This window comes from Vibrio sp. PID23_8 (assembly GCF_003584965.1).
GTDB lineage: Bacteria > Pseudomonadota > Gammaproteobacteria > Enterobacterales > Vibrionaceae > Vibrio.
This window is the reverse complement of sequence record NZ_LIXE01000011.1, coordinates 16,027-37,349: the sequence shown is the minus strand read 5'-3', so window position 1 is coordinate 37,349 and position 21,323 is coordinate 16,027. Positions and strand designations below refer to the sequence as shown.

At 47.0% G+C, this 21,323-nt stretch carries 19 protein-coding genes; 15 read left to right on the top strand and 4 right to left on the bottom strand.

What is annotated here, in order from left to right; translation table 11 throughout:
- The first annotated feature begins 17 nt into the window (after positions 1 to 17).
- The 3 genes from hflX to hflC are packed head-to-tail and all read left to right on the top strand — an operon-like array spanning position 18 to position 3,535.
- On the top strand, positions 18 to 1,307 hold the full coding sequence (gene hflX / locus AK966_RS16025; protein ID WP_099080043.1) for a ribosome rescue GTPase HflX: 1,290 nt from the start codon (positions 18 to 20) through the stop codon (positions 1,305 to 1,307).
- A gap of 45 nt (positions 1,308 to 1,352) precedes the next feature.
- Positions 1,353 to 2,552, top strand: coding sequence for an FtsH protease activity modulator HflK (hflK, locus tag AK966_RS16020; RefSeq protein ID WP_119464539.1), 1,200 nt, complete (start codon positions 1,353 to 1,355; stop codon positions 2,550 to 2,552).
- Between the two features lie 2 nt (positions 2,553 to 2,554).
- Positions 2,555 to 3,535 carry a protease modulator HflC gene (gene hflC, locus AK966_RS16015; RefSeq protein ID WP_119464538.1) on the top strand — a complete coding sequence of 327 codons (981 nt, stop codon included), beginning with the start codon at positions 2,555 to 2,557 and terminating at the stop codon, positions 3,533 to 3,535.
- A 77-nt stretch (positions 3,536 to 3,612) separates the two neighbouring features.
- Here hflC and AK966_RS16010 read toward each other — a convergent pair whose 3' ends face one another.
- Complete coding sequence (locus tag AK966_RS16010; protein WP_099080040.1) at positions 3,613 to 3,798, bottom strand: DUF2065 domain-containing protein; 186 nt, start codon at positions 3,796 to 3,798, stop codon at positions 3,613 to 3,615.
- A 173-nt stretch (positions 3,799 to 3,971) separates the two neighbouring features.
- Between AK966_RS16010 and AK966_RS16005 the strand changes: the two genes are divergently transcribed.
- A complete protein-coding gene (locus tag AK966_RS16005) occupies positions 3,972 to 5,288 on the top strand; it encodes an adenylosuccinate synthase (RefSeq protein ID WP_099080039.1) in 1,317 nt (438 codons plus the stop codon).
- A 230-nt stretch (positions 5,289 to 5,518) separates the two neighbouring features.
- Positions 5,519 to 6,154 (top strand): flagellar protein MotX, encoded by a 636-nt coding sequence (motX, locus tag AK966_RS15995; protein ID WP_099080038.1) that lies wholly within the window; start codon positions 5,519 to 5,521, stop codon positions 6,152 to 6,154.
- 84 nt (positions 6,155 to 6,238) lie between these two features.
- Here motX and hmpA read toward each other — a convergent pair whose 3' ends face one another.
- The gene (gene hmpA, locus AK966_RS15990) at positions 6,239 to 7,423 is read right to left on the bottom strand and encodes an NO-inducible flavohemoprotein (protein ID WP_119464537.1); all 1,185 of its coding nucleotides are present in this window, start codon (positions 7,421 to 7,423) and stop codon (positions 6,239 to 6,241) included.
- Between the two features lie 110 nt (positions 7,424 to 7,533).
- Here hmpA and nsrR point away from each other — a divergent pair, with 110 nt between their 5' ends.
- From nsrR to AK966_RS15940, 10 genes are all read left to right on the top strand, one after another.
- Positions 7,534 to 7,959 carry a nitric oxide-sensing transcriptional repressor NsrR gene (gene nsrR, locus AK966_RS15985; protein ID WP_099080036.1) on the top strand — a complete coding sequence of 142 codons (426 nt, stop codon included), beginning with the start codon at positions 7,534 to 7,536 and terminating at the stop codon, positions 7,957 to 7,959.
- A gap of 117 nt (positions 7,960 to 8,076) precedes the next feature.
- Positions 8,077 to 10,566, top strand: coding sequence for a ribonuclease R (gene rnr / locus AK966_RS15980; RefSeq protein WP_099080035.1), 2,490 nt, complete (start codon positions 8,077 to 8,079; stop codon positions 10,564 to 10,566).
- 61 nt (positions 10,567 to 10,627) lie between these two features.
- Positions 10,628 to 11,371 carry a 23S rRNA (guanosine(2251)-2'-O)-methyltransferase RlmB gene (rlmB, locus tag AK966_RS15975; protein ID WP_119464536.1) on the top strand — a complete coding sequence of 248 codons (744 nt, stop codon included), beginning with the start codon at positions 10,628 to 10,630 and terminating at the stop codon, positions 11,369 to 11,371.
- 107 nt (positions 11,372 to 11,478) lie between these two features.
- Entirely contained in the window at positions 11,479 to 12,165 is a 687-nt protein-coding gene (locus AK966_RS15970) for a phosphoglycolate phosphatase (RefSeq protein WP_119464535.1), read from the top strand.
- 114 nt (positions 12,166 to 12,279) lie between these two features.
- Positions 12,280 to 13,317, top strand: coding sequence for a tryptophan--tRNA ligase (trpS, locus tag AK966_RS15965; protein WP_099080032.1), 1,038 nt, complete (start codon positions 12,280 to 12,282; stop codon positions 13,315 to 13,317).
- A gap of 185 nt (positions 13,318 to 13,502) precedes the next feature.
- Positions 13,503 to 14,090, top strand: coding sequence for an aminodeoxychorismate/anthranilate synthase component II (locus AK966_RS15960; protein WP_119464534.1), 588 nt, complete (start codon positions 13,503 to 13,505; stop codon positions 14,088 to 14,090).
- Between the two features lie 361 nt (positions 14,091 to 14,451).
- Complete coding sequence (locus AK966_RS15955) at positions 14,452 to 15,663, top strand: aspartate aminotransferase family protein (RefSeq protein WP_099080030.1); 1,212 nt, start codon at positions 14,452 to 14,454, stop codon at positions 15,661 to 15,663.
- 106 nt (positions 15,664 to 15,769) lie between these two features.
- Positions 15,770 to 16,789 carry an arginine N-succinyltransferase gene (astA, locus tag AK966_RS15950; protein ID WP_099080029.1) on the top strand — a complete coding sequence of 340 codons (1,020 nt, stop codon included), beginning with the start codon at positions 15,770 to 15,772 and terminating at the stop codon, positions 16,787 to 16,789.
- 28 nt (positions 16,790 to 16,817) lie between these two features.
- Positions 16,818 to 18,275: a succinylglutamate-semialdehyde dehydrogenase gene (gene astD, locus AK966_RS15945; RefSeq protein ID WP_119464533.1), complete on the top strand. Its 1,458-nt coding sequence runs from the start codon at positions 16,818 to 16,820 to the stop codon at positions 18,273 to 18,275.
- Positions 18,276 to 18,540: 265 nt separating this feature from the next.
- Positions 18,541 to 19,338, top strand: a complete 798-nt coding sequence (locus AK966_RS15940) for a DUF1338 domain-containing protein (RefSeq protein WP_099080027.1) — start codon at positions 18,541 to 18,543, stop codon at positions 19,336 to 19,338.
- Between the two features lie 86 nt (positions 19,339 to 19,424).
- Here the strand turns inward: AK966_RS15940 and crp are convergent, their stop codons facing one another.
- A complete protein-coding gene (crp, locus tag AK966_RS15935) occupies positions 19,425 to 20,057 on the bottom strand; it encodes a cAMP-activated global transcriptional regulator CRP (RefSeq protein ID WP_005381432.1) in 633 nt (210 codons plus the stop codon).
- Between the two features lie 238 nt (positions 20,058 to 20,295).
- Positions 20,296 to 21,165: a phosphoribulokinase gene (locus AK966_RS15930; protein WP_099080026.1), complete on the bottom strand. Its 870-nt coding sequence runs from the start codon at positions 21,163 to 21,165 to the stop codon at positions 20,296 to 20,298.
- Positions 21,166 to 21,323 lie beyond the last annotated feature (158 nt).

Genomic DNA, 21,323 nt, shown 5'->3' with positions numbered 1-21,323 from the left:
AATAAGGAGTTGATTGCTTGTTTGACCGTTATGAATCCGGTGAGCGAGCCGTACTTGTTCATATCAACTTCACGCAAGAAGGTGAATGGGAAGATCTGGCTGAATTCGAAATGCTGGTGTCTTCTGCAGGGGTAGAGACGCTGCAAGTTGTCACTGGTAGCCGTCGCTCCCCTCACCCGAAATACTATGTCGGAGAGGGTAAGGCACAAGAAATTGCTACTGCGGTACAATTGACGGGTGCTGAAATAGTGATTTTTAATCACTCCCTCTCTCCTGCCCAAGAACGTAACCTCGAAAAACTGTGCCAATGTCGAGTTCTCGATCGCACTGGTCTTATCCTTGACATCTTTGCTCAGCGAGCACGAACACACGAAGGTAAGCTGCAAGTAGAGTTGGCTCAACTTCGACACATTTCTACTCGTTTAATTCGTGGTTGGACGCACCTTGAAAGGCAGAAAGGCGGTATTGGTCTACGAGGGCCGGGTGAAACTCAGTTAGAAACTGACCGCCGACTATTGCGTGACAGAATTAAAGCTATCCTTCGTCGTTTAGATAAAGTGGCAAAGCAGCGTGAACAGGGACGTCGTGCCCGAAATCGAGCTGAAATCCCAACGATTTCTCTCGTCGGTTACACCAACGCGGGTAAGTCGACACTTTTCAACTGTATTACGGAAGCTGGCGTTTACGCGGCAGATCAACTGTTTGCAACTCTTGACCCTACGTTACGTAAGATTGAGTTAGCCGATGTTGGGTCTGCAATTCTTGCTGATACCGTTGGATTTATCCGACATCTGCCTCACGATTTGGTTGCGGCCTTCAAAGCAACGTTGCAGGAAACGCAAGAAGCTGACATTTTGTTACATGTTGTTGATGCCAGTGATGAGCGTTTTCGTGAGAATATTCAAGCTGTTCATGAAGTTTTAGAAGAGATCGAGGCACATGAAGTGCCAACGCTCGTCGTCATGAACAAGATTGACAATCTAGAAGAGCAAAAACCACGTATAGATCGTGATGAGGAAGGCCTTCCTCGCACCGTGTGGGTTTCTGCTATGGAAGGGATAGGTATTGATCTCCTGTTTGATGCGCTGACAGAACGTTTAGCGTCGCAAATCGTTGAGTATCAGTTGAGAATTCCTCCACAGTATCAAGGACGATTCCGTAGTACATTCTTCCAAATGAAGTGTATTCAACGTGAGGAATATGACCAGGAAGGTAACTTGTTGATCGATATTCGAATGCAGCAAGTAGATTGGTCTAGACTTGAAAAAAGAGAAGGGGCAGTTTTAGTCGACTTTATAGTCACTTAAAGGACTGCTACAGTATAACGTCATATCAAATGATGGAGCTTTCTAATGGCGTGGAATGAGCCTGGAAATAACAACGGCAACAATGGCCGCGATAATGACCCTTGGGGTAATAATAATCGTGGTGGCCAGCGTCCTGGTGGCCGAGATCAAGGTCCGCCAGATTTAGATGAAGTGTTCAGCAAACTGAGTCAAAAGCTGGGTGGTAAGTTTGGTAAAAAAGGCGGCGGTAGTTCACCTATCGGCGGTGGCGGTAGTGCGATTGGCTTCGGCATCATTGCACTTATTGCGATTGCGGTGTGGTTCTTCGCTGGTTTTTACACCATCGGTGAAGCAGAGCGCGGTGTGGTTTTGCGTTTAGGAAAGTACGATCGTATCGTCGATCCCGGTCTGAACTGGCGTCCTCGCTTTATTGACGAAGTGACGGCTGTAAACGTGCAGGCGATTCGTTCGCTACGTGCATCTGGTCTAATGCTGACTAAAGATGAAAACGTAGTAACCGTCGCGATGGACGTTCAATACCGTGTTGCTGACCCATACAAATACCTATACCGCGTAACCAATGCTGATGACAGCTTGCGTCAAGCAACAGATTCGGCGTTACGTGCGGTCATTGGTGACTCACTAATGGATAGCATCTTAACCAGTGGCCGTCAGCAAATCCGTCAAACGACGCAAGAAACACTGAATCAAATCATTGATAGCTACGATATGGGCATCGTGATTGTTGACGTGAACTTCCAGTCTGCACGTCCGCCAGAGCAAGTAAAAGATGCGTTTGATGACGCTATCGCTGCACGTGAGGATGAAGAACGTTTCATCCGTGAAGCCGAAGCGTACAAGAACGAAATCTTGCCGAAGGCAACAGGTCGTGCTGAGCGTTTGAAGAAAGAAGCGCAAGGTTACAACGAGCGTGTAACCAACGAAGCTCTTGGTCAAGTGGCGCAGTTTGAAAAACTACTGCCTGAATACCTAGCGGCACCTGGCGTTACTCGTGACCGTCTGTACATTGATGCCATGGAAGAGGTTTACTCAAGCACTTCTAAAGTGCTCATTGACTCTGAATCGAGCGGCAATCTGCTTTACCTACCAATTGATAAGTTGACGGGGGAAGGTCAAACAGACACCAAACGTAAATCGAAGTCTTCTTCAGCGTACGATCATATTCAACTTGAGTCTGAACGCCCGAACCAAGACACTTCGAGTACGCAGTCTCGTTCAACAGATTCACGTCAAGGGAGATACTAAGAATGCGTAAGTTAATGATCCCTGTACTGGTCATCGCACTGGCATTAATGTTGATGTCACTATTCGTTATCCCTGAAGGTGAGCGTGGTATCGTGGTTCGATTTGGTCGTGTATTGAAAGACAATAACGATATCACTCGAATCTACGAGCCGGGTCTGCATTTCAAAATGCCACTATTTGACCGCGTTAAGCAGTTAGATGCGCGTATCCAAACCATGGATGGCCGTGCTGACCGTTTCGTAACTGCGGAGAAAAAAGACGTAATCATTGATACCTACGTGAAGTGGCGTATCGAAGATTTCGGACGTTACTACCTAGCGACAGGTGGCGGCAATACACTGACTGCTGAAGCGCTTTTGGAGCGTAAAGTGACGGACGTGCTTCGTTCAGAAATCGGTTCTCGTGACATCAAACAGATCGTGTCTGGTCCACGTAATACTGACGTATTGCCAGACGATCTAGATAGCGATGAACTGAATAGTGAAGCGGCACGTGAGGCATTGGAAATCGATGGTGAGCGTGATCTAATCATGTCTGAAGTGTTGAAAGACACGCGTGGAAGCGCAATGAAAGACTTGGGTGTTCGCATCGTTGACTTCCGTATGAAGAAGATCAACCTTCCAGATGAGATTAGTGAATCAATCTACCGTCGTATGCGTGCCGAGCGAGAGTCTGTAGCACGTAAGCATCGCTCTCAAGGCCGTGAGAAAGCCGAAGTTATCCGCGCACAAGCAGAGCTTGAAGTGGCAACGATTCTGGCAGAAGCGGATAAAACCGCTCGTGTAACACGCGGTGCAGCAGATGCAGAAGCGGCGAAGATTTACGCCGATGCGTACAGCAAAGATCCTGAGTTCTTCAGCTTCTTACGTTCTTTGAAGGCTTATGAGAAATCGTTCAGCTCTAAGAGCGACATTCTTGTTCTGGATCCGAACAGCGAGTTCTTCCAGTACATGAACAATGCGAAAGGCGCTAAAGTCGAATAAGCGTGTCTTTAAATCAAAAAGGCTCCTGTTAGGAGCCTTTTTTGTATCGGCTGAGAACATAGTAGTTGTTTCGGTGGTTAGCTCATCATGACCGCAATGATTGTTCCTGCAACCACAAGGCAACCTCCAATACGTCGAAGTTGGTTGTCTGGCTGTTCACTCAATTGTGCCACCATGTTACGCCAACCATTTGGCGCAATAAGTGGGCCAATCCCTTCCACGATCAATACTAGCCCAATCGCTAGCCAAATAGACTCTGACATAGTGAACCTTAGTCGATTTAAGAAAAGCAAATATTATCAGTGGTATGGGGGATGTGAAATGCGCAGTGTCGGCGAAATTGCATTCTAGTACTGACTCTCTGAACAAAAAATGACTGCAAGAAGGGGGATTCGGTGCTAAAATCCTTTTTTAACTAGCAATCAGACTTGGAAAGATGGGAAATAACGTAGTCGTTCTAGGCACCCAATGGGGTGACGAAGGTAAAGGTAAAATCGTAGACCTTTTAACTGAAGATGCAAAATACGTGGTGCGCTACCAAGGCGGTCACAATGCAGGTCACACACTTGTAATTGACGGTGAAAAAACCGTTCTTCACTTAATTCCATCAGGTATCCTTCGCGATAACGTAAAATGCGTTATCGGTAACGGTGTTGTACTATCACCTGAAGCTCTAATTAAAGAAATGAAACCTCTTGAAGAGCGCGGTATTCCTGTTCGCGAACGTCTTTTCATTTCTGAAGCATGTCCTCTCATTCTTCCTTATCACGTTGCGCTAGACCAAGCGCGTGAAATTGCACGTGGTAAAAAAGCGATTGGTACGACTGGCCGTGGTATCGGTCCTGCGTACGAAGATAAAGTTGCTCGTCGTGGTCTACGCGTTGGCGACCTATTCGATATGGAAGCATTCGCTGAGAAACTAAAAGAAGTGATGGAATACCATAACTTCGCTCTAGTGAACTACTACAAAGCAGACGCAGTAAGCTACGAAGAAGTACTTGAGCAAGCGAAAGGCTACGCTGAACTACTTACTTCTATGGTTATGGACGTAACTGACGAACTAGACGCAGCACGTAAGCGCGGTGACAAGATCATGTTCGAAGGTGCACAAGGTACTCTGCTAGATATCGACCACGGTACTTACCCGTACGTAACTTCTTCTAACACAACCGCTGGTGGTGTTGCTGCCGGTTCTGGTTTTGGTCCTCGTCACCTAGGTTACATCCTTGGTATCGCGAAAGCTTACTGTACTCGCGTTGGTGCAGGTCCATTCCCAACTGAGCTATACGATGGTTTAGACAAGCAAGATCCAGTAGGTAAGCACCTTGGTACTGTTGGCCATGAGTTTGGTGCAACAACGGGTCGTCTACGTCGTACAGGTTGGTTCGATGCTGTTGCGATGCGTCGTGCAATCCAAATTAACTCTGTTACTGGTTTCTGTCTAACTAAACTAGACGTACTAGATGGTCTAGAAGAGCTAAAAATCTGTACTGGTTACAAGATGGAAGATGGTTCTGTACTAGAAGTTTCGCCAATGGCAGCTGATGAGTACGAAAAAGTAACGCCAATCTACGAAACGATGCCTGGTTGGTCTGAGAACACATTCGGTGCTAAATCTCTAGATGCGCTTCCACAAGCCGCTCTAGATTACATCAAACGTATCGAAGAGCTAACTGGCGTGCCAGTAGACATTATCTCAACAGGCCCAGACCGTAACGAAACTATCATTAAAGTTCACCCATTTGGTGCTTAATCGATACTCGGTAGAGATTGTAAAAGCCGACTTTAAAGTCGGCTTTTTTGTCTCTGTGAGTTAGCTTCATTCGTGGGGAAAATAGACTCGATGTGGCAAGCTGTTGCCGTTAAGCTTAGGAAAGAGGCAAAATTTGCCTAAAGATTAACAGCCTTTTGCCGATAAGGTTATCAAGCAGAGGAGATCCTTCGCCGATCTTTGGTTTCTTCGATACCTTAAAGAGTACATTTATGAAGTTACGGGCAGTGGCTGCTTCACTGTTATTGATGCTAAGTGCAACCTCGGTTGAAGCTAATATTGCCGATGTGGGTGCGCCAGTTCCTATCTACACCGAAGCAGAGTTGATTACGCTTATTGAACAGAATAAGCACTTACAACGCGTGCGCGCTGATAACTGCCAGTTGGTGGAAGACATCGTAGCACGTGCGACGCGCATTAATTTGCCGTCTTATGAATTCCTTTACGGTGATATGCTGGCGTGGGGCGTCTGTGTAGAGCAAGACGTTGAACTCGGCCTTTACTACATGGAAAATGCCGCGCACCAAGGCTTGCCAGCAGCATTAGAGCAGCTTGGGCGTTACTATTCTCGTGGTACGTTAGTTCAACAAGACAAGGAACGTGCAATTCCTTACCTGCGTGAAGCCGCAGCGATGGGCAATCTAAATGCGCGTATTCATCTTGCTGAGTTATTGCTGCGTGATTACGGCAGTCCGATTGATTACGAAGATGCTTACCGTTGGTTGTATAACTCGGTAACGGCGGATAAGAGACAGCATAAACGTATCGCGGTACTAAGAAATGGCTTAGAGCAGCGAATGCCGCAAAACATCATCGCACGCGCAAAACGACGTGATACCTTCTGGTAAGCAGTTCGGTTAAAAACGCTGATAACTTCATACAACAAAGCCCACATCATGTGGGCTTTGTTGTTTTCAAGACAGCACCAATAGTTATACGACTTTGTGTGGACCAAAACACTCGTAATGGAATTGCCCTTGAGGGACGCCTAACTCAAGCAACTGCTTCGCGACATGCTGCATAAAGCCGACAGGACCGCAGAAGTACACCTGCACGTTGTCTTGCTTCAGCGCCACTTCTATCTCGTTTAGATTCACCAAGCCAGTGAAGTGAAAGTCTTCACCGATCTTGTCTTCTGCGGTTGGCTGGTTGTACCAAATCAGCGAGTTCATGTTGTCTTTTGCACTCACTAGTTGGTTTACGTGCTGTTTAAATGCGTGCTGCTGACCGTTTTCTGCCGCGTGTACCCAAGTCACGGGCGCTTGATGCTCAGCAAGGCTCTCGAGCATCGATAGAGTTGGAGTTACCCCCACACCTGCCGAAACCAAAACAACTGGAGTAGTCGCGTCTACATCCATAAAGAAATCACCCGCAGGTGCCGCAAGTTGTACTTTATCGCCGATGTTTAGCTCATCATGCAGGAAATTCGATACTTTACCGCCTTGTTCACGTTTTACCGAGATACGGTAAGTGTTCTTTTGAACCGCAGAAGATAGGCTGTATTGGCGAATCTCTTGGCTGTCGAACTTATCACTGTTGATGTAGATACCGAGGTATTGACCCGGTTTGTATTCAGAAACCACTTCACCATCGGTTGGTTTGAAAACAAAGCTACAGATGCTTTCACTCTCAAGTTGCTTGCCCACCAACTCAAACTCACGCAGACCACGCCAACCACCTTGAAGTGCAGCGTTTTCTTGGTAGATTTGCTCTTCACGTTGAATGAATACGTTCGCGAGCACACCGTATGCTTCTGCCCATGCATCAATCACTTCCTGACCAGGAGAGAACAATTCATCAATGGTAGCAAGCAGGTGTTTACCGACGATTTGGTACTGATCTTCAGTAATTAAAAAGCTGGTGTGTTTATGAGCGATTTTTTCTACCGCGCCTAGCAGTGCAGGCAGGTTATCGATGTTAGTCGCGTAGGCGCAGATGGCATTAAATAGCGCTTCTCGTTGGTCACCATTGCGCTGATTGCTCATGTTGAAAATATCTTTCAACTCAGGGTTATGGGTGAACATTCTATCGTAAAAGTGTGCGGTGAGTTTTGGGCCAGTTTCTGCAAGAAGTGGCGCCGTTGCTTTCACTATTTCAATAGTTTGATTGCTGAGCATAATGTCTTCCCATCTAAAGTTATATTTATAATGCATGTTTAAAGTTGTATCTCAAATGTATCTTTTAATCAAGAAAAGATTTACACTCATTAATTAAAGAGGATCGCAACATGCAGTTAACCAGTTTCACCGACTACGCGCTAAGAACCTTGATTTACTTGGCTTCACTGCCAAAAGATGAGTTGACGAATATTACTGAAGTAACCGACTTATTTGGGGTGTCACGTAACCACATGGTTAAAGTGATCAACCGTTTAGGTCAGCTCGGCTATGTTCATACTGTGCGTGGAAAGAACGGTGGAATTCGTTTGATGAAGCCAGCAGCAGACATTACCGTTGGCGGTGTGGTGCGTGATCTAGAGCCATTAGATTTGGTCAATTGTGGTGTTGAGTTTTGCCATATTACGCCAGCTTGTCGTTTGAAAGATAAGTTGGCGAAAGCGAAAATGGCGTTTCTTGCTGAGTTGGATACTTGCACTATCGAAGAGCTGCTTAGTGACAATGCCGAGCTGCTGATCTTGCTTACTCGTCCTTAGCCTTATTTTCGAGTCTTAAATCTTTTCTTGAACACTCTTTTTTCAAAGCAATTCTGTAGCTTATCCTGAGACTCGGATATACTAGCTCTATACCTTCCTTGCTAGATAGGCACGCCTATGTCAGACAATATTCCAAACGATCCGTTCGCAGATCGTGAGTCCAAGAATTACGAAAACCCAATCCCAAGCAGAGAGTTCATCATTGAGTTTCTTGAACAAGCTGGCGTACCAATGAATCGTAATGATTTGTTTGAAGCGCTGAAACTTGAAGGTGAAGAACAATACGAAGGCTTGCGCCGTAGACTGCGTGCAATGGAGCGTGATGGTCAGCTCGTGTTTACGCGTCGTCAGTGCTATGCGCTACCAGCAAAGCTCGAAATGGTGAAAGGTTATGTGATTGGCCACAAAGATGGTCACGGTTGGGTTCGTCCAGAAGGCAGTGTCGGCAAGGATGATGACATTGTGCTGCCGCATCACCAAATGAAGAACATTATCCATGGTGACTTTGTGTTGGTTCAGCCAACCGATAACAGCAAGCGTGGTCGTCGTGAAGGTCGCTTAGTGCGTGTATTGGAAGAGCGTAATACTCAGATTGTTGGTCGCTTCTTCCTGGAATATGGCTACTCATACGTTGTACCGGATGATTCTCGCATTAGCCAAGATATTCTGATCCCAAATGAGCACAAATCTGGAGCTCGTATGGGTAATGTGGTTGTGATTGAAGTGACCGACCGTGGCTCTCGTTCGCGCGGAATGATGGGTAAAGTGGTTGAAGTACTTGGCGAAAATATGGCGCCGGGTATGGAAACTCAAGTCGCAATTCGTACCCATCAAATTCCACACGAGTGGCCAGAAGCGGTCGACAAGCAGATCGTTAACTTAGGCGAGGAAGTGCCAGAAGAAGCCAAAGTTGGCCGTGTTGACTTGCGTGAATTGCCGCTTGTTACCATCGATGGTGAAGACGCTCGTGATTTCGATGATGCGGTTTACTGTGAGAAGAAGAAGGGCGGCGGTTGGCGCTTATGGGTAGCCATTGCTGATGTCAGTTACTACGTGCGACCAGACACTGCGCTTGATAAAGAAGCGATTAACCGTGGTAACTCAGTGTACTTCCCTTCACAAGTTGTACCTATGTTGCCAGAGGTATTATCGAACGGCCTGTGTTCACTCAATCCACAAGTGGATCGCTTATGTATGGTTTGTGAAATGACCATCTCCGAAACAGGGAAGCTATCGGGGTACAAGCATTACGAAGCAGTGATGAACTCGCACGCTCGTCTGACTTACAACAAAGTGGGGGCGATCCTAGAGGGTGATGAAGAGCTACGCATGCGTTATCACGCGCAAGTGCCACACCTTGAGGAATTGCACGCCATGTACAAAGTACTAAAAGACGCGCGTGATAACCGTGGTGCGATTGAATTTGAAACGGTGGAAGCGAAGTTCATCTTTAATGCTGATCGTAAGATTGAAAGCATCGAACCTGTGATTCGTAACGACGCACACAAGATCATTGAAGAGTGTATGATCATGGCCAACGTGGCTTCGGCATCGCTGGTGGAAAAAGCTAAAGAGCCGGCGCTATATCGCATTCACGAATCTCCGGGTGAATTGCGTTTGCAAGGCTTCCGTGATTTTCTTGGCGAACTGGGTCTAAACTTAGGCGGTGGTTTAGAACCTTCGCCAACGGATTACGCGGACTTGGTGAAACAAATTGCTGAGCGTCAGGATAAAGAGCTGATCCAAACCATGCTACTGCGTTCGATGAAGCAGGCGATTTATAGCGCAGATAATGCCGGTCACTTCGGTTTGGCATTAAAGCGTTATGCGCACTTTACGTCGCCAATTCGTCGTTACCCAGACTTGCTGCTGCATCGCGCAATTAAATACTTGATTGCGAAAGAAGAAGGCCGCAATCAAGACCGTTGGACGCCAACTGGTGGGTATCACTACTCGTTTGACGACATGGACTTCTACGGTGAACAATGTTCGATGACCGAGCGCAGGGCTGATGATGCGACGCGTGAAGTGGCGGATTGGTTGAAGTGTGAATACATGCAAGACCACGTCGGTGATGAGCTTGATGGTGTGATTGCCAACGTGACCAGTTTTGGTTTCTTTGTGCGCCTGACGGAATTGCATATTGATGGTTTGGTGCACATTTCAACGCTAGCGAACGACTACTATCAATTTGATCCTATCGGTCAAAGGCTTATCGGTGAAAGCTTCGGTAACATCTACCGCTTAGGTGATGCAGTGAAAGTCAAAGTGCTTGCTGTTAATCTAAATGACAAGCAAATTGACTTTGAATTAGTCGAAACAAGTCGTAAGCTACGCGGCGAAGGTAAGACTGCGAAGAAACGCGCAGCAGAAGCCAAGCGTAAAGCAAAAGAGAAAAAACGTGCTGCTACGAAAGGCGGCACTCGTGCGACACCAGTGATTGAGCCAACCAAGCGACCAGAGCTAAGTGAAACCTCTGGCAAACGCGATGGCCAAAAACTCGGTGAAACTGAGGCGGACAAAAAGCCTAAGGTGAAGAAAGCACGTAAGAAAAAGCCACACAGTAAGCCGAAGAAAACTCAGCGTACCAAGAGTGACGCACAGTAGGCGAAATAGCCAACCTCATTGCGAGGTTGGCTAGAAAGTGACCATAAAAACAGGTTAAACAATGAGTAACGAATTTATTTACGGCATTCACGCAGTGAAGGCGGTATTGGAACGCGAACCAGAGCGTTTTATCGAAGCATATGTTCTAAAAGGCCGTCAAGACGATCGCCTAATGCCTATTCTGAATGATTTGCAAGTATGTGGTGTTTCTATTCAGCAGATGACGCGTAAAACACTGGACGACAAAGCGTATGGCGCAAACCACCAAGGTATCATCGCGCGCGTGAAACCAGCAAAACAGCTAAATGAAAACGATATTGATGACATTCTCGCGCAGCACGAGTCCCCGTTATTGTTGGTACTGGATGGTGTGACAGATCCGCATAACCTAGGTGCTTGTCTACGTAATGCTGATGCCGCAGGCGTGGCGGCAATTATCGTACCGAAAGACCGCTCTGCACCAATGAACGCGACAGTAAGTAAAGTGGCGTGTGGCGCAGCAGAAGTGGTGCCATTGATCCGAGTGACTAACTTGGCTCGTACTATGCGTACCCTACAAGAACAAGGTATCTGGTTTGTGGGTACCGCAGGTGAAGCGACACACGATATCTACCAAGCGAAGCTGACAGGTCCTCTTGCTATCGTGATGGGGGCTGAAGGTGACGGCATGCGTCGCCTTACTCGCGAAACCTGTGACGATCTGATTAAGATCCCAATGGCTGGCAGCGTATCAAGTTTGAACGTATCGGTCGCATCAGGCATCTGTTTGTTTGAAGCGGTTCGTCAGCGTCTTGCTGCAAAGTAAATTTAAACAAGCACTTACTACAAAGTCAGTCACAATGATAAAGATGCAAAGGATGGGGGCCCATCCTTTGTTGTTTTCGGCTACTTATAAAAATTCTCAGGGAAGTTATGACTCAACAAAATATTAAATTCATCGCTTTTGATTTGGATGGCACTTTACTTGATAGCGTGCCTGATTTGGCCGTTGCAGCTGATCAAGCGGTGCAAGCACTTGGTTTTCCTTCGGTATCTGAAGAGCAAGTCCGTGACTACGTCGGTAACGGTGCGGACGTATTGATTGGTCGTTCATTGAGCCAAAGCCTGACCATCAACCCAGAGTTAAGTGACGAACTATGTGCTCAGGCTCGTGTATTGTTTGATGATTTCTACGCGCAGAGCGGTCATAAGCTTAGCCATCTTTATCCAACGGTCAAAGAAACGTTGGAAGAGCTGCATAACGCTGGATTTGTGATGGCGCTAGTCACCAACAAACCGTCCAAGTTTGTGCCAGAGATTCTGGAGAAACACGGCATTGCCAAATACTTTGTCGATGTACTTGGTGGCGATGCATTTTTTGAGAAAAAGCCTAACCCAGTAGCACTCAACTGGCTGATGGAAAAACATCAGATCCTGCCAAGTGAAATGCTGATGGTTGGGGATTCGAAAAATGATATTCTAGCGGCGAAGAATGCAGGTTGTGCCTCATTTGGTTTAACTTACGGTTACAACCATGGTGAGCCAATTTCAGCGTCGAATCCCGATTTTGTTGCTAGCAGTTTGGGTGAATTATTGGATGTAATAGCGGTTTCTGTATAACCGCGACAAAAGATCTTCCAAAATACTCGCTAATGAGTACACTGAGTGAACCGTGCGCTAAGAGCCGCACGGTTTTTCATTTATTTAGATTAAGAAGTCAAAGGAATCATTCTAATGAGCAAACCCATCGTATTGAGTGGTGTTCAACCTTCAGGTGAACTAAGTATCGGCAATTACTTGGGTGCTCTACGTCAATGGCAGCAGATGCAAGACGATTATGATTGCCAATACTGTGTGGTAGACCTTCACGCGATTACGGTTCGTCAGGACCCTAAAGCACTGCATGAAGCGACACTAGACGCACTGGCGATCTGTCTGGCAGTTGGTGTTGACCCGAAGAAGAGCACGCTATTTGTTCAGTCACACGTACCAGAGCATGCTCAACTTGGTTGGCTTCTTAACTGTTACACCCAGATGGGTGAGTTGGGTCGTATGACTCAGTTTAAAGACAAATCAGCACGTTATTCGAGTGACAGCTCAAGCCAATTTGGCGACGTAAATGTTGGTCTGTTTGACTACCCAGTACTCATGGCTGCGGATATCCTGCTTTATGGTGCGCACCAAGTGCCAGTCGGTAGCGACCAGAAGCAGCACCTAGAGCTAGCGCGTGATATCGCTAACCGCTTTAACAATATCTACTCGCCAGATCAGCCAATCTTCCAAGTGCCAGAGCCTTACATTCCGACGGTAAATGCGCGCGTAATGAGTCTTCAAGACGCAACGAAGAAGATGTCTAAGTCAGATGATAACCGTAAGAACGTTATCACGCTGCTTGAAGAGCCTAAGTCGATCATCAAGAAGATCAACAAAGCGCAAACCGATACAGAAACGCCACCGCGTATCGCTCACGACTGGGAAAGCAAAGCAGGTATCTCGAACCTAATGGGGCTTTATTCTGCGGCGACAGGCATGAGCTTTGAAGAGATTGAAGCGAAATACCAAGGTGTTGAAATGTACGGTCCATTCAAGAAAGACGTAGGTGAAGCATTAGTCGCAATGCTAGAGCCTATCCAAGCAGAATACCGTCGTATTCGTGAAGACCGCGCATTCATGAATGAAGTGATGAAGCAAGGTGCAGAGAAAGCATCCGCTCGCGCTGCCGAAACATTGAAGAAAGCGTATGAAGCCGTCGGCTTTGTTGCTCGCCCATAATCGAGCTTAGAGCTTTATTATTTTTAGCCCTCGCATCTAGCGAGGGCTTTTCGTATCAGAGCAAATTTATTCAGCAAAAACTTGCCTTTCTTGCTTGGTATAGCAAAATACCGCCCTTGATTGCCACGAAAGTGGTGATTCATCACTTAAGCATTGCCAAAACGGATTGGAGCCACCGACACTTTATGTTGTTGATCATCGATAACTACGACTCTTTTACCTACAACCTTTACCAATACTTCTGCGAGCTTGGTGCAGACGTAAAGGTGGTGCGTAACGATGAAATCGACATTCAAGGTATTGAGGCGCTCAACCCCACTCATTTGGTGATCTCTCCAGGACCATGTACCCCTAACGAAGCGGGTATCTCTCTACAAGCCATTGAACACTTTGCTGGCAAGCTGCCTATCTTGGGCGTTTGTCTTGGTCATCAGGCGATTGCGCAGGTGTTTGGTGGCGAAGTGGTACGTGCACGACAAGTGATGCACGGTAAGACCTCACCGATTCGTCACAACGGTCGCAGTGTGTTTAAAAATCTTAATAACCCACTGACGGTAACCCGCTACCACTCTCTCGTGGTGAAAAGCGGCACGTTACCTGATGTGTTTGAATTGACCGCTTGGACTGAACTACCTGACGGATCCATGGATGAAATCATGGGTTATCAGCATAAAACCCTGCCAATTGACGCGGTACAGTTTCATCCTGAGTCAATTAAGACAGAACAAGGCCACGAACTACTCGCAAACTTTCTCGCGCGTAAAACGATCTGATCCCGATCACTTTTTTTAACAAATTCTTCATCTATTTCACTTTGGAAGTGGAATGCAAAACTATGCGTTCTATCTAGTTGGCGAGAATTATTCATTGCTTGTCCCTCCTGTTAATTCAAGTAATCGTTGCCTTTTATAAAAAAACGCTTCTCAATCCCGAATTCTTGGTGCATAAATACTCATAGATAGTGATTAGTGGTGGTTGTGCTGGGATGCAAAAAGAATAAATCACTATTGAAATGGTTAATTAAATGTAAATACAATGCCCTGATGGCTTAAATGCAAAACATTATTTGCTAGCAAAGAATGCTGGTTAAATTCGCTTATCTGCTAGGCATGCGGTATCAAGAAGGAATGTGCAATGACAACGGAAAACAAAGTAGAGCGCGGTTTATTCGATGAGGTAATGGTACCTTGCTATAACCCGATGGAAATGATCCCTGTTAAAGGTAAAGGTTCACGAATTTGGGATCAGGAAGGCAATGAATACATCGACTTTGCTGGTGGTATTGCCGTGAGCTGTCTTGGTCATTGTCACCCTGCAATGGTGAATGCATTAACCGAGCAGGGCAACAAGCTTTGGCACCTTAGCAACGTAATGACCAATGAGCCAGCACTCCGCTTAGCAAAAAAACTGACTGAAGTCAGTTTCGCAGAGCGCGTATTCTTTGCCAACTCTGGTGCAGAAGCGAACGAAGCTGCATTAAAGCTTGCTCGTCGTTACGCCGCAGACGTTCATGGTGCTGAGAAATCTGAAATCATCGCATTCAAACAAGGTTTCCACGGTCGTACTTTCTTTACCGTGACGGTCGGTGGCCAAGCGGCTTACTCTGACGGTTTTGGTCCTAAGCCTGGTGACGTCACGCACCTGCCGTACAACGATATCGAAGCGCTGCAAGCACACATCTCTGATCGCACTTGTGCGGTGATGATGGAGCCGCTTCAAGGTGAGGGCGGTATCATTCCACCAACGCCTGAGTTCGCCCAAGCGGTTCGTGAACTGTGTGACAAACACAACGCACTGTTGATTTTTGATGAAGTACAAACCGGTAACGGTCGTACTGGTCACTTCTACGCGTACCAAGGTCTAGGGATCACGCCAGATATCCTAAGCACCGCGAAATCACTCGGTGGTGGTTTTCCTATCGGCGCAATGTTAACCACAGCAAAACTGGCTGAACACTTAAAAGTGGGCACTCACGGTTCGACTTACGGTGGTAACCCATTAGCGTGTGCGGTTGCAGAAGCTGTGGTTGATGAAGTCAGCAAGCCAGAGACCTTAGCGGGCGTACTAGAGCGTGAAGCGATGTTCCGCGAAGGTCTAGAGAAGATCAACGCGAAGTACAACCTTTTCTCTGAAGTGCGTGGTAAAGGTTTGCTGCTTGGTGCGGCGCTGAATGAAGAGTGGCAAGGCCGTGCACGTGACGTACTGGTTGCCGCTGGTAAACAAGGTCTCATGGTATTGGTTGCGGGTGCCAATGTCGTACGTTTCACACCATCACTCGTTATCACACAACAAGAAATCGAAGAAGGCTTGGCAAAATTGGACAAAGCGATTGCGACGTTAGTGTAAACGCGATCCCGGTTTTATTGCCAACGCAACCCCCATCAAGGACCTCTGATGGGGGAATTGTTCCTACAATTTAGTTAGGATTTTCTTGCATCTGGAGGGAGTATTGATGCTAGTAGTTCGCCCTATTGCAATGTCGGATTATGACGCGCTGCACACCTGTGCGGTTGAGTCAGGCCATGGATTTACATCTCTACCGGTTAACGAAGAACTGTTAACCAATCGAATCAAACACTCAGAATACAGTTTTGCTAAACCAGACGTGAAAGAAGCTGGTGATGAAGGCTACCTGATGGTGGGCTTTGACTCTGAAACGGGTGAAGTCGCAGGTACCACTGGCATCGAAGCTTCAATTGGCTGGGATGTGCCTTTTTACTCTTACCACATCAGTAAAGTGGTGCACTCATCGCCAAAACTTGGGGTAAACAATGTGGTTAAGCTGCTGACGTTTGGTAACAACTACACGGGCAACAGTGAAATCTGTACCTTGTTCCTACGTGAAACATTCCGTGGAGGGTTGAATGGTCGCTTGATGTCGAAGTGTCGATTTTTGATGATGGCTGAGCACCCAGAACGTTTCTCAGACACTATTTTTGCTGAGATGCGCGGTGTATCAGACGAGAACGGTAACTCACCATTTTGGCAGTGGCTACAAGAGCATTTCTTTTCAATTGACTTCACGCTTGCTGATTATCTAACCGGTATCGGCAAGAAAGGTTTTATCGCTGACTTGATGCCGAAGTTGCCAATCTACATCAACCTGTTGAGCCCAGAAGCGCAAGCCGTAATTGGTCAAGTGCATGACAACACGCGCCCGGCGTTGAAACTGCTAGAGAATGAAGGTTTCACCAACCGGGGTTATGTCGACATTTTCGATGGTGGTCCTTCAGTGGAATGTGACTTACGCAATATTGAATCGGTACGCCACTCATTCCGCGCTAAAGTCAAAATTTCTGAACATACCAGCACGCAAGACTTCTTGATGTGTAATTCATCATTCGAGAATTTCCGTGCCGCGGCAGCAAAAGCGGCTTATGACGCAGAAACACAAAGCGTGGTGCTCGCGCCAGAATTGGCGAATGCACTTTTGGTTGGTGAAGGGGATTTTGTTCGCCTTCTTCCGCAGTAACTGACGACAGAATTTAAGGATAGAAACAATGACACATTGGATTGCAGGTGAATGGGTACAAGGTCAGGGTGAAGCATTTACGTCTTTGTCGCCGTACAACCAAGAAGTGATCTGGCAGGGCAAAGGCGCGACGGCAGAGCAAGTGAACCAAGCGGTTGCTGCGGCGCGCGAGGCGTTTGTTGACTGGAAGAAGCGTCCATTTGCAGAGCGTGAAGCGATCGTGTTGGCTTTTGCTGAGAAAGTGAAAGAGAACAGCGAAAAAATTGCCGAAGTGATTGCTAAAGAAACCGGTAAGCCGATTTGGGAAACTCGTACTGAAGCGGCGGCAATGGCAGGTAAAATTGCGATTTCTATCCGTGCTTACCACGACCGCACTGGTGAAGCGACACGTGAAGCCGCAGGCAACCAAATTGTATTGCGTCACCGCCCATTGGGTGTAATGGCGGTATTCGGCCCTTATAACTTCCCAGGTCATCTGCCAAATGGTCACATCGTGCCAGCACTACTTGCGGGTAACACAGTGGTATTCAAGCCGTCTGAGCAAACGCCATGGACGGGTGAATTAGCCATGAAACTGTGGGAAGAAGTGGGTCTACCGAAAGGTGTGATTAACCTAGTCCAAGGTGCGAAAGAAACCGGCATTGCGCTAGCGGACGCGAAAGGCATTGATGGCGTGCTGTTCACGGGTAGTGCAAACACAGGTCATGTTCTGCATCGTCAATTTGCAGGTCAGCCGGACAAGATGCTGGCGCTAGAAATGGGTGGCAATAACCCGATGGTTATTTCGGGTAACTACGGCGACCTAGATGCAACGGTTTACACCATCATCCAGTCAGCCTTCATCAGCGCAGGTCAACGTTGTACCTGCGCTCGTCGTCTGTACATTCCGTTTGGAGATAAGGGTGATGCAGTGATTGCTAAGTTGGTGGAAGCGACACGTAACATTCGCGTTGACCAACCATTTGCTGAGCCTGCGCCATTCATGGGACCACAAATTTCGGTCGCGGCAACCAAGTTTATTCTGGATGCACAAGCTAACCTGCAAGCTCTTGGTGGCGAAAGCTTAATTGAAGCGAAAGCGGGCGAAGCGGCGTTTGTTTCTCCGGGCATCATCGATGTGACGAACATTGCTGAACTGCCAGATGAAGAGTACTTCGGTCCACTTCTGCAAGTAGTGCGCTACGAAGGGCTAGAGAAAGCGGTAGAGCTAGCGAACGATACGCGCTTTGGTCTTTCTGCGGGTCTGGTTTCAACTGACGACCAAGAGTGGGAATACTTCGTTGACCACATTCGTGCAGGTATCGTGAATCGCAACCGTCAGCTGACGGGAGCCAGTGGTGATGCACCGTTTGGTGGTCCGGGGGCGTCAGGTAACCTACGCCCAAGTGCTTACTACGCAGCAGACTACTGTGCGTACCCAATGGCATCAGTGGAAGGTCGCGAGACGGTCTTGCCTGCAACATTGAGCCCAGGTGTCAGCCTGTAATCGAGAAATACGAAGCGGTAACAAAGTATCACCGCTTCTATCTGCCAGAGCTATTTACCAAGTTAGGATTCCGGTAAAGCGCGCTGGCAAACGCTAAAGGCGAGCTCAAGACTCCCCAACGCGTGTTGACTGACTGGCATTAATGCCTCACATACCGTCACAGGTTGATGACCGCGTGTTCGTGATTCTGGACAGCCTTGGGGCTGTGAACGAGCGGTCAACTTCCTCTTATCTCTAACTCTACATTTCATAACAAGGAGTCGTTATGACGCCCGATGTGTTATTTGAATCGCTATGGCAAGACTACATTCAACGTCTTTGCCCTTCAGCTGCTAAAGTCCATCAACTTCTACAAGAAGATGAGCCTTTGATTAATGACCATATTGCGCTACGTACGTTTAATGTCGCTCCCCTCGGTATTGAAACGTTGGCGAAACCATTTTTGACAGTGGGTTATAAAGCCTGTGGTGACTACGTATTTGAAAGCAAAAAGCTGGTGGCAAAACACTTTGAGCACCCAGATCCAAAGCAACCAAAAGTGTTTATCAGTGAGTTGAAGGTCGATGAATGTTCGCCAGAGCTGCAAGACATCGTTCATAAACTGGTCGAGCAGGTTGATGCTTCAAAGCTGATTGGCAGCGGCTTCTTGTATGGTGGACGTTTGTGGGAGATTAGTTACGCTGATTTCCAAACGTTGGCGAACGAGAGTGAGTATGCCTCTTGGCTTGCTGCACATGGTTACGGCGCAAATCACTTTACCGTGAGCGTAAACCAACTTAACCAACACCAAGAAGTGAAGCAAGTAAACGACCACCTACGCACAGCAGGCTTCACCATCAACGAAAACGGCGGCGAAGTAAAAGGTACGCCACAGGTGTTGCTAGAGCAATCTTCGACCATGGCCGATAAAGTGCCAGTGGCCTTTACGGAAGGTGTTGAAGTGATTCCTGGAGGCTTTTACGAGTTTGCTAAGCGCTACGCAATGGATAACGGTGACTTGTACTCAGGATTTGTTGCCGCATCGGCAGATAAGATCTTTGAGAGCACAAACGGAAAAAAATAGAGGGCGCTAATCCAGTGTTTTTCTAAAACAAAAAAGCCACCAATGTTTCTATTGGTGGCTTTGAATTTTTTAAACGTTAATCGGAATTAACGAGTCCCGTAAACAACGATAGTTTTGCCGTGTGCAGAAATTAGGTTCTGCTCTTCTAGCATCTTCAAGATTCGGCCTACTGTCTCACGAGAACAGCCAACGATTTGACCGATTTCTTGACGAGTGATCTTGATTTGCATTCCGTCTGGGTGCGTCATTGCATCTGGCTGCTTAGCAAGGTTCAGAAGAGTCTGAGCGATACGACCAGTTACGTCTAGGAACGCTAGGTCACCCACTTTCTGGCTAGTAACTTGAAGGCGACGAGCCATTTGCGCAGAAAGGCGCATTAGGATGTCAGGGTTTACTTGAATAAGTTGACGGAATTTCTTGAACGAAATTTCAGCCACTTCACAAGGAGATTTAGCACGAACCCATGCGGTACGCTCTTGGTCTTCTTCGAATAGACCTAGTTCACCAATGAAGTCACCTTGGTTTAGGTAAGAAAGGATCATCTCCTTACCTTCTTCGTCTTTGATAAGAACCGCAACAGAACCTTTAACGATGTAGTACAACGTTTCAGCTTTCTCACCCGCGTGAATTAGCGTGCTCTTTGAAGGGTATTTATGAATATGACAGTGTGAAAGAAACCACTCTAGTGTTGGGTCGGTTTGAGGTTTACCTAGAACCATAATATATCACTTCCTCTGCAGGGTACGCTTGCGCTATCCGTATTTTAGCTAAGCCCGAATTAGCTTACTAGAATAAGAATACTTTTCTATACTGCAAGCTCTCTTGTGTTTCGGTTAGAAATAGTATCCTTTTTCGAAAACGATTTCTTGATTTTAATCGTGCCATGGTGGAGATTTTGTAAGCAAAAATGTGCACATGATCACGGTATGAAAAGTAAACACTTTATTCGCGAGGTTTTTAACCAATTTTACCCGTTTCGATGAGCTGTTGCAGAATCGGCCTGACGATGAGCTCCATGGCAAAGCTCATCTTACCGCCGGGCACGACAATGGTGTTGTGGCGTGACATAAATGAGCCGTCAATCATAGCGAGTAGATAAGGAAAATCGACATTTTTAATGCCACGAAGGCGAATAACAACAAAGCTTTCATCCAGACTTGGTATGCCTTTGGCGTTAAGTGGGTTTGACGTATCCACGGTCGGGACACGTTGAAAGTTGATGTGGGTACGAGAAAACTGTGGTGTAATGTAGTTAAGATAGTCGTCCATTGAGCGCACGATTGAATCCATCACGGCTTCACGAGAGTGACCTCGGTCGCGCGTATCGCGTACGAACTTTTGAATCCACTCTAAGTTCACGATCGGCACCATGCCAATCAGAAAATCAACATGCTGAGCCACATCGACATCACCATCGACCACGCCGCCGTGTAATCCTTCATAGAACAGCACGTCACTGTTTTCAGGTAAACCTTGCCACGGGGTAAAGGTGCCTGGCATTTGGTTATAAGGTACGGCTTCATCAAAGGTGTGCAGATAGCGGCGTACACTACCAGTGCCATCCTGGCCAAATTGACGGAAAAAGGCTTCCAGTCCAGGGAAGTTATTAGCTTGAGGGCCAAAGTAACTGATGTGTCTGCCTTGATCACGCGCTTTACGAATTTCTACATCCATCTCTGGGCGAGTAAAGCGGTGGAAGCTGTCCCCCTCAACCCATGCGGGCTTGACGTTCATCATATTGAACATCTTACGGAAGGCTTCAGATGTGGTCGTAGTACCGGCACCGGATGAACCAGTAACTGCAATGATTGGGTGTTTCGCTGACATGACAAACCTTGTCGAAAAATTACTTACCCAGCTGAATCTTAGGTAAACAAGTCCATTATTCGTTGGCAATGTGCAGCGAAGTGGCGCTGCACGGTTGATAATCCACTATAGCATGTAACAAGCGCTTGTCATGGAGTGAAATACGGTAAAATGTGCGG

Coding starts and splice junctions, on each gene's coding strand:
- AK966_RS15970 (WP_119464535.1), top strand. CDS start 11,479: ATGACTCAACAAAATATTAAATTCATCGCTTTTGATTTGGATGGCACT.
- rlmB (WP_119464536.1), top strand. CDS start 10,628: ATGAGTAACGAATTTATTTACGGCATTCACGCAGTGAAGGCGGTATTG.
- astD (WP_119464533.1), top strand. CDS start 16,818: ATGACACATTGGATTGCAGGTGAATGGGTACAAGGTCAGGGTGAAGCA.
- astA (WP_099080029.1), top strand. CDS start 15,770: ATGCTAGTAGTTCGCCCTATTGCAATGTCGGATTATGACGCGCTGCAC.
- rnr (WP_099080035.1), top strand. CDS start 8,077: ATGTCAGACAATATTCCAAACGATCCGTTCGCAGATCGTGAGTCCAAG.
- hflC (WP_119464538.1), top strand. CDS start 2,555: ATGCGTAAGTTAATGATCCCTGTACTGGTCATCGCACTGGCATTAATG.
- motX (WP_099080038.1), top strand. CDS start 5,519: ATGAAGTTACGGGCAGTGGCTGCTTCACTGTTATTGATGCTAAGTGCA.
- AK966_RS15940 (WP_099080027.1), top strand. CDS start 18,541: ATGACGCCCGATGTGTTATTTGAATCGCTATGGCAAGACTACATTCAA.
- hmpA (WP_119464537.1), bottom strand. CDS start 7,423: ATGCTCAGCAATCAAACTATTGAAATAGTGAAAGCAACGGCGCCACTT.
- AK966_RS15960 (WP_119464534.1), top strand. CDS start 13,503: ATGTTGTTGATCATCGATAACTACGACTCTTTTACCTACAACCTTTAC.
- AK966_RS15930 (WP_099080026.1), bottom strand. CDS start 21,165: ATGTCAGCGAAACACCCAATCATTGCAGTTACTGGTTCATCCGGTGCC.
- hflK (WP_119464539.1), top strand. CDS start 1,353: ATGGCGTGGAATGAGCCTGGAAATAACAACGGCAACAATGGCCGCGAT.
- AK966_RS16005 (WP_099080039.1), top strand. CDS start 3,972: ATGGGAAATAACGTAGTCGTTCTAGGCACCCAATGGGGTGACGAAGGT.
- AK966_RS16010 (WP_099080040.1), bottom strand. CDS start 3,798: ATGTCAGAGTCTATTTGGCTAGCGATTGGGCTAGTATTGATCGTGGAA.
- nsrR (WP_099080036.1), top strand. CDS start 7,534: ATGCAGTTAACCAGTTTCACCGACTACGCGCTAAGAACCTTGATTTAC.
- trpS (WP_099080032.1), top strand. CDS start 12,280: ATGAGCAAACCCATCGTATTGAGTGGTGTTCAACCTTCAGGTGAACTA.
- crp (WP_005381432.1), bottom strand. CDS start 20,057: ATGGTTCTAGGTAAACCTCAAACCGACCCAACACTAGAGTGGTTTCTT.
- AK966_RS15955 (WP_099080030.1), top strand. CDS start 14,452: ATGACAACGGAAAACAAAGTAGAGCGCGGTTTATTCGATGAGGTAATG.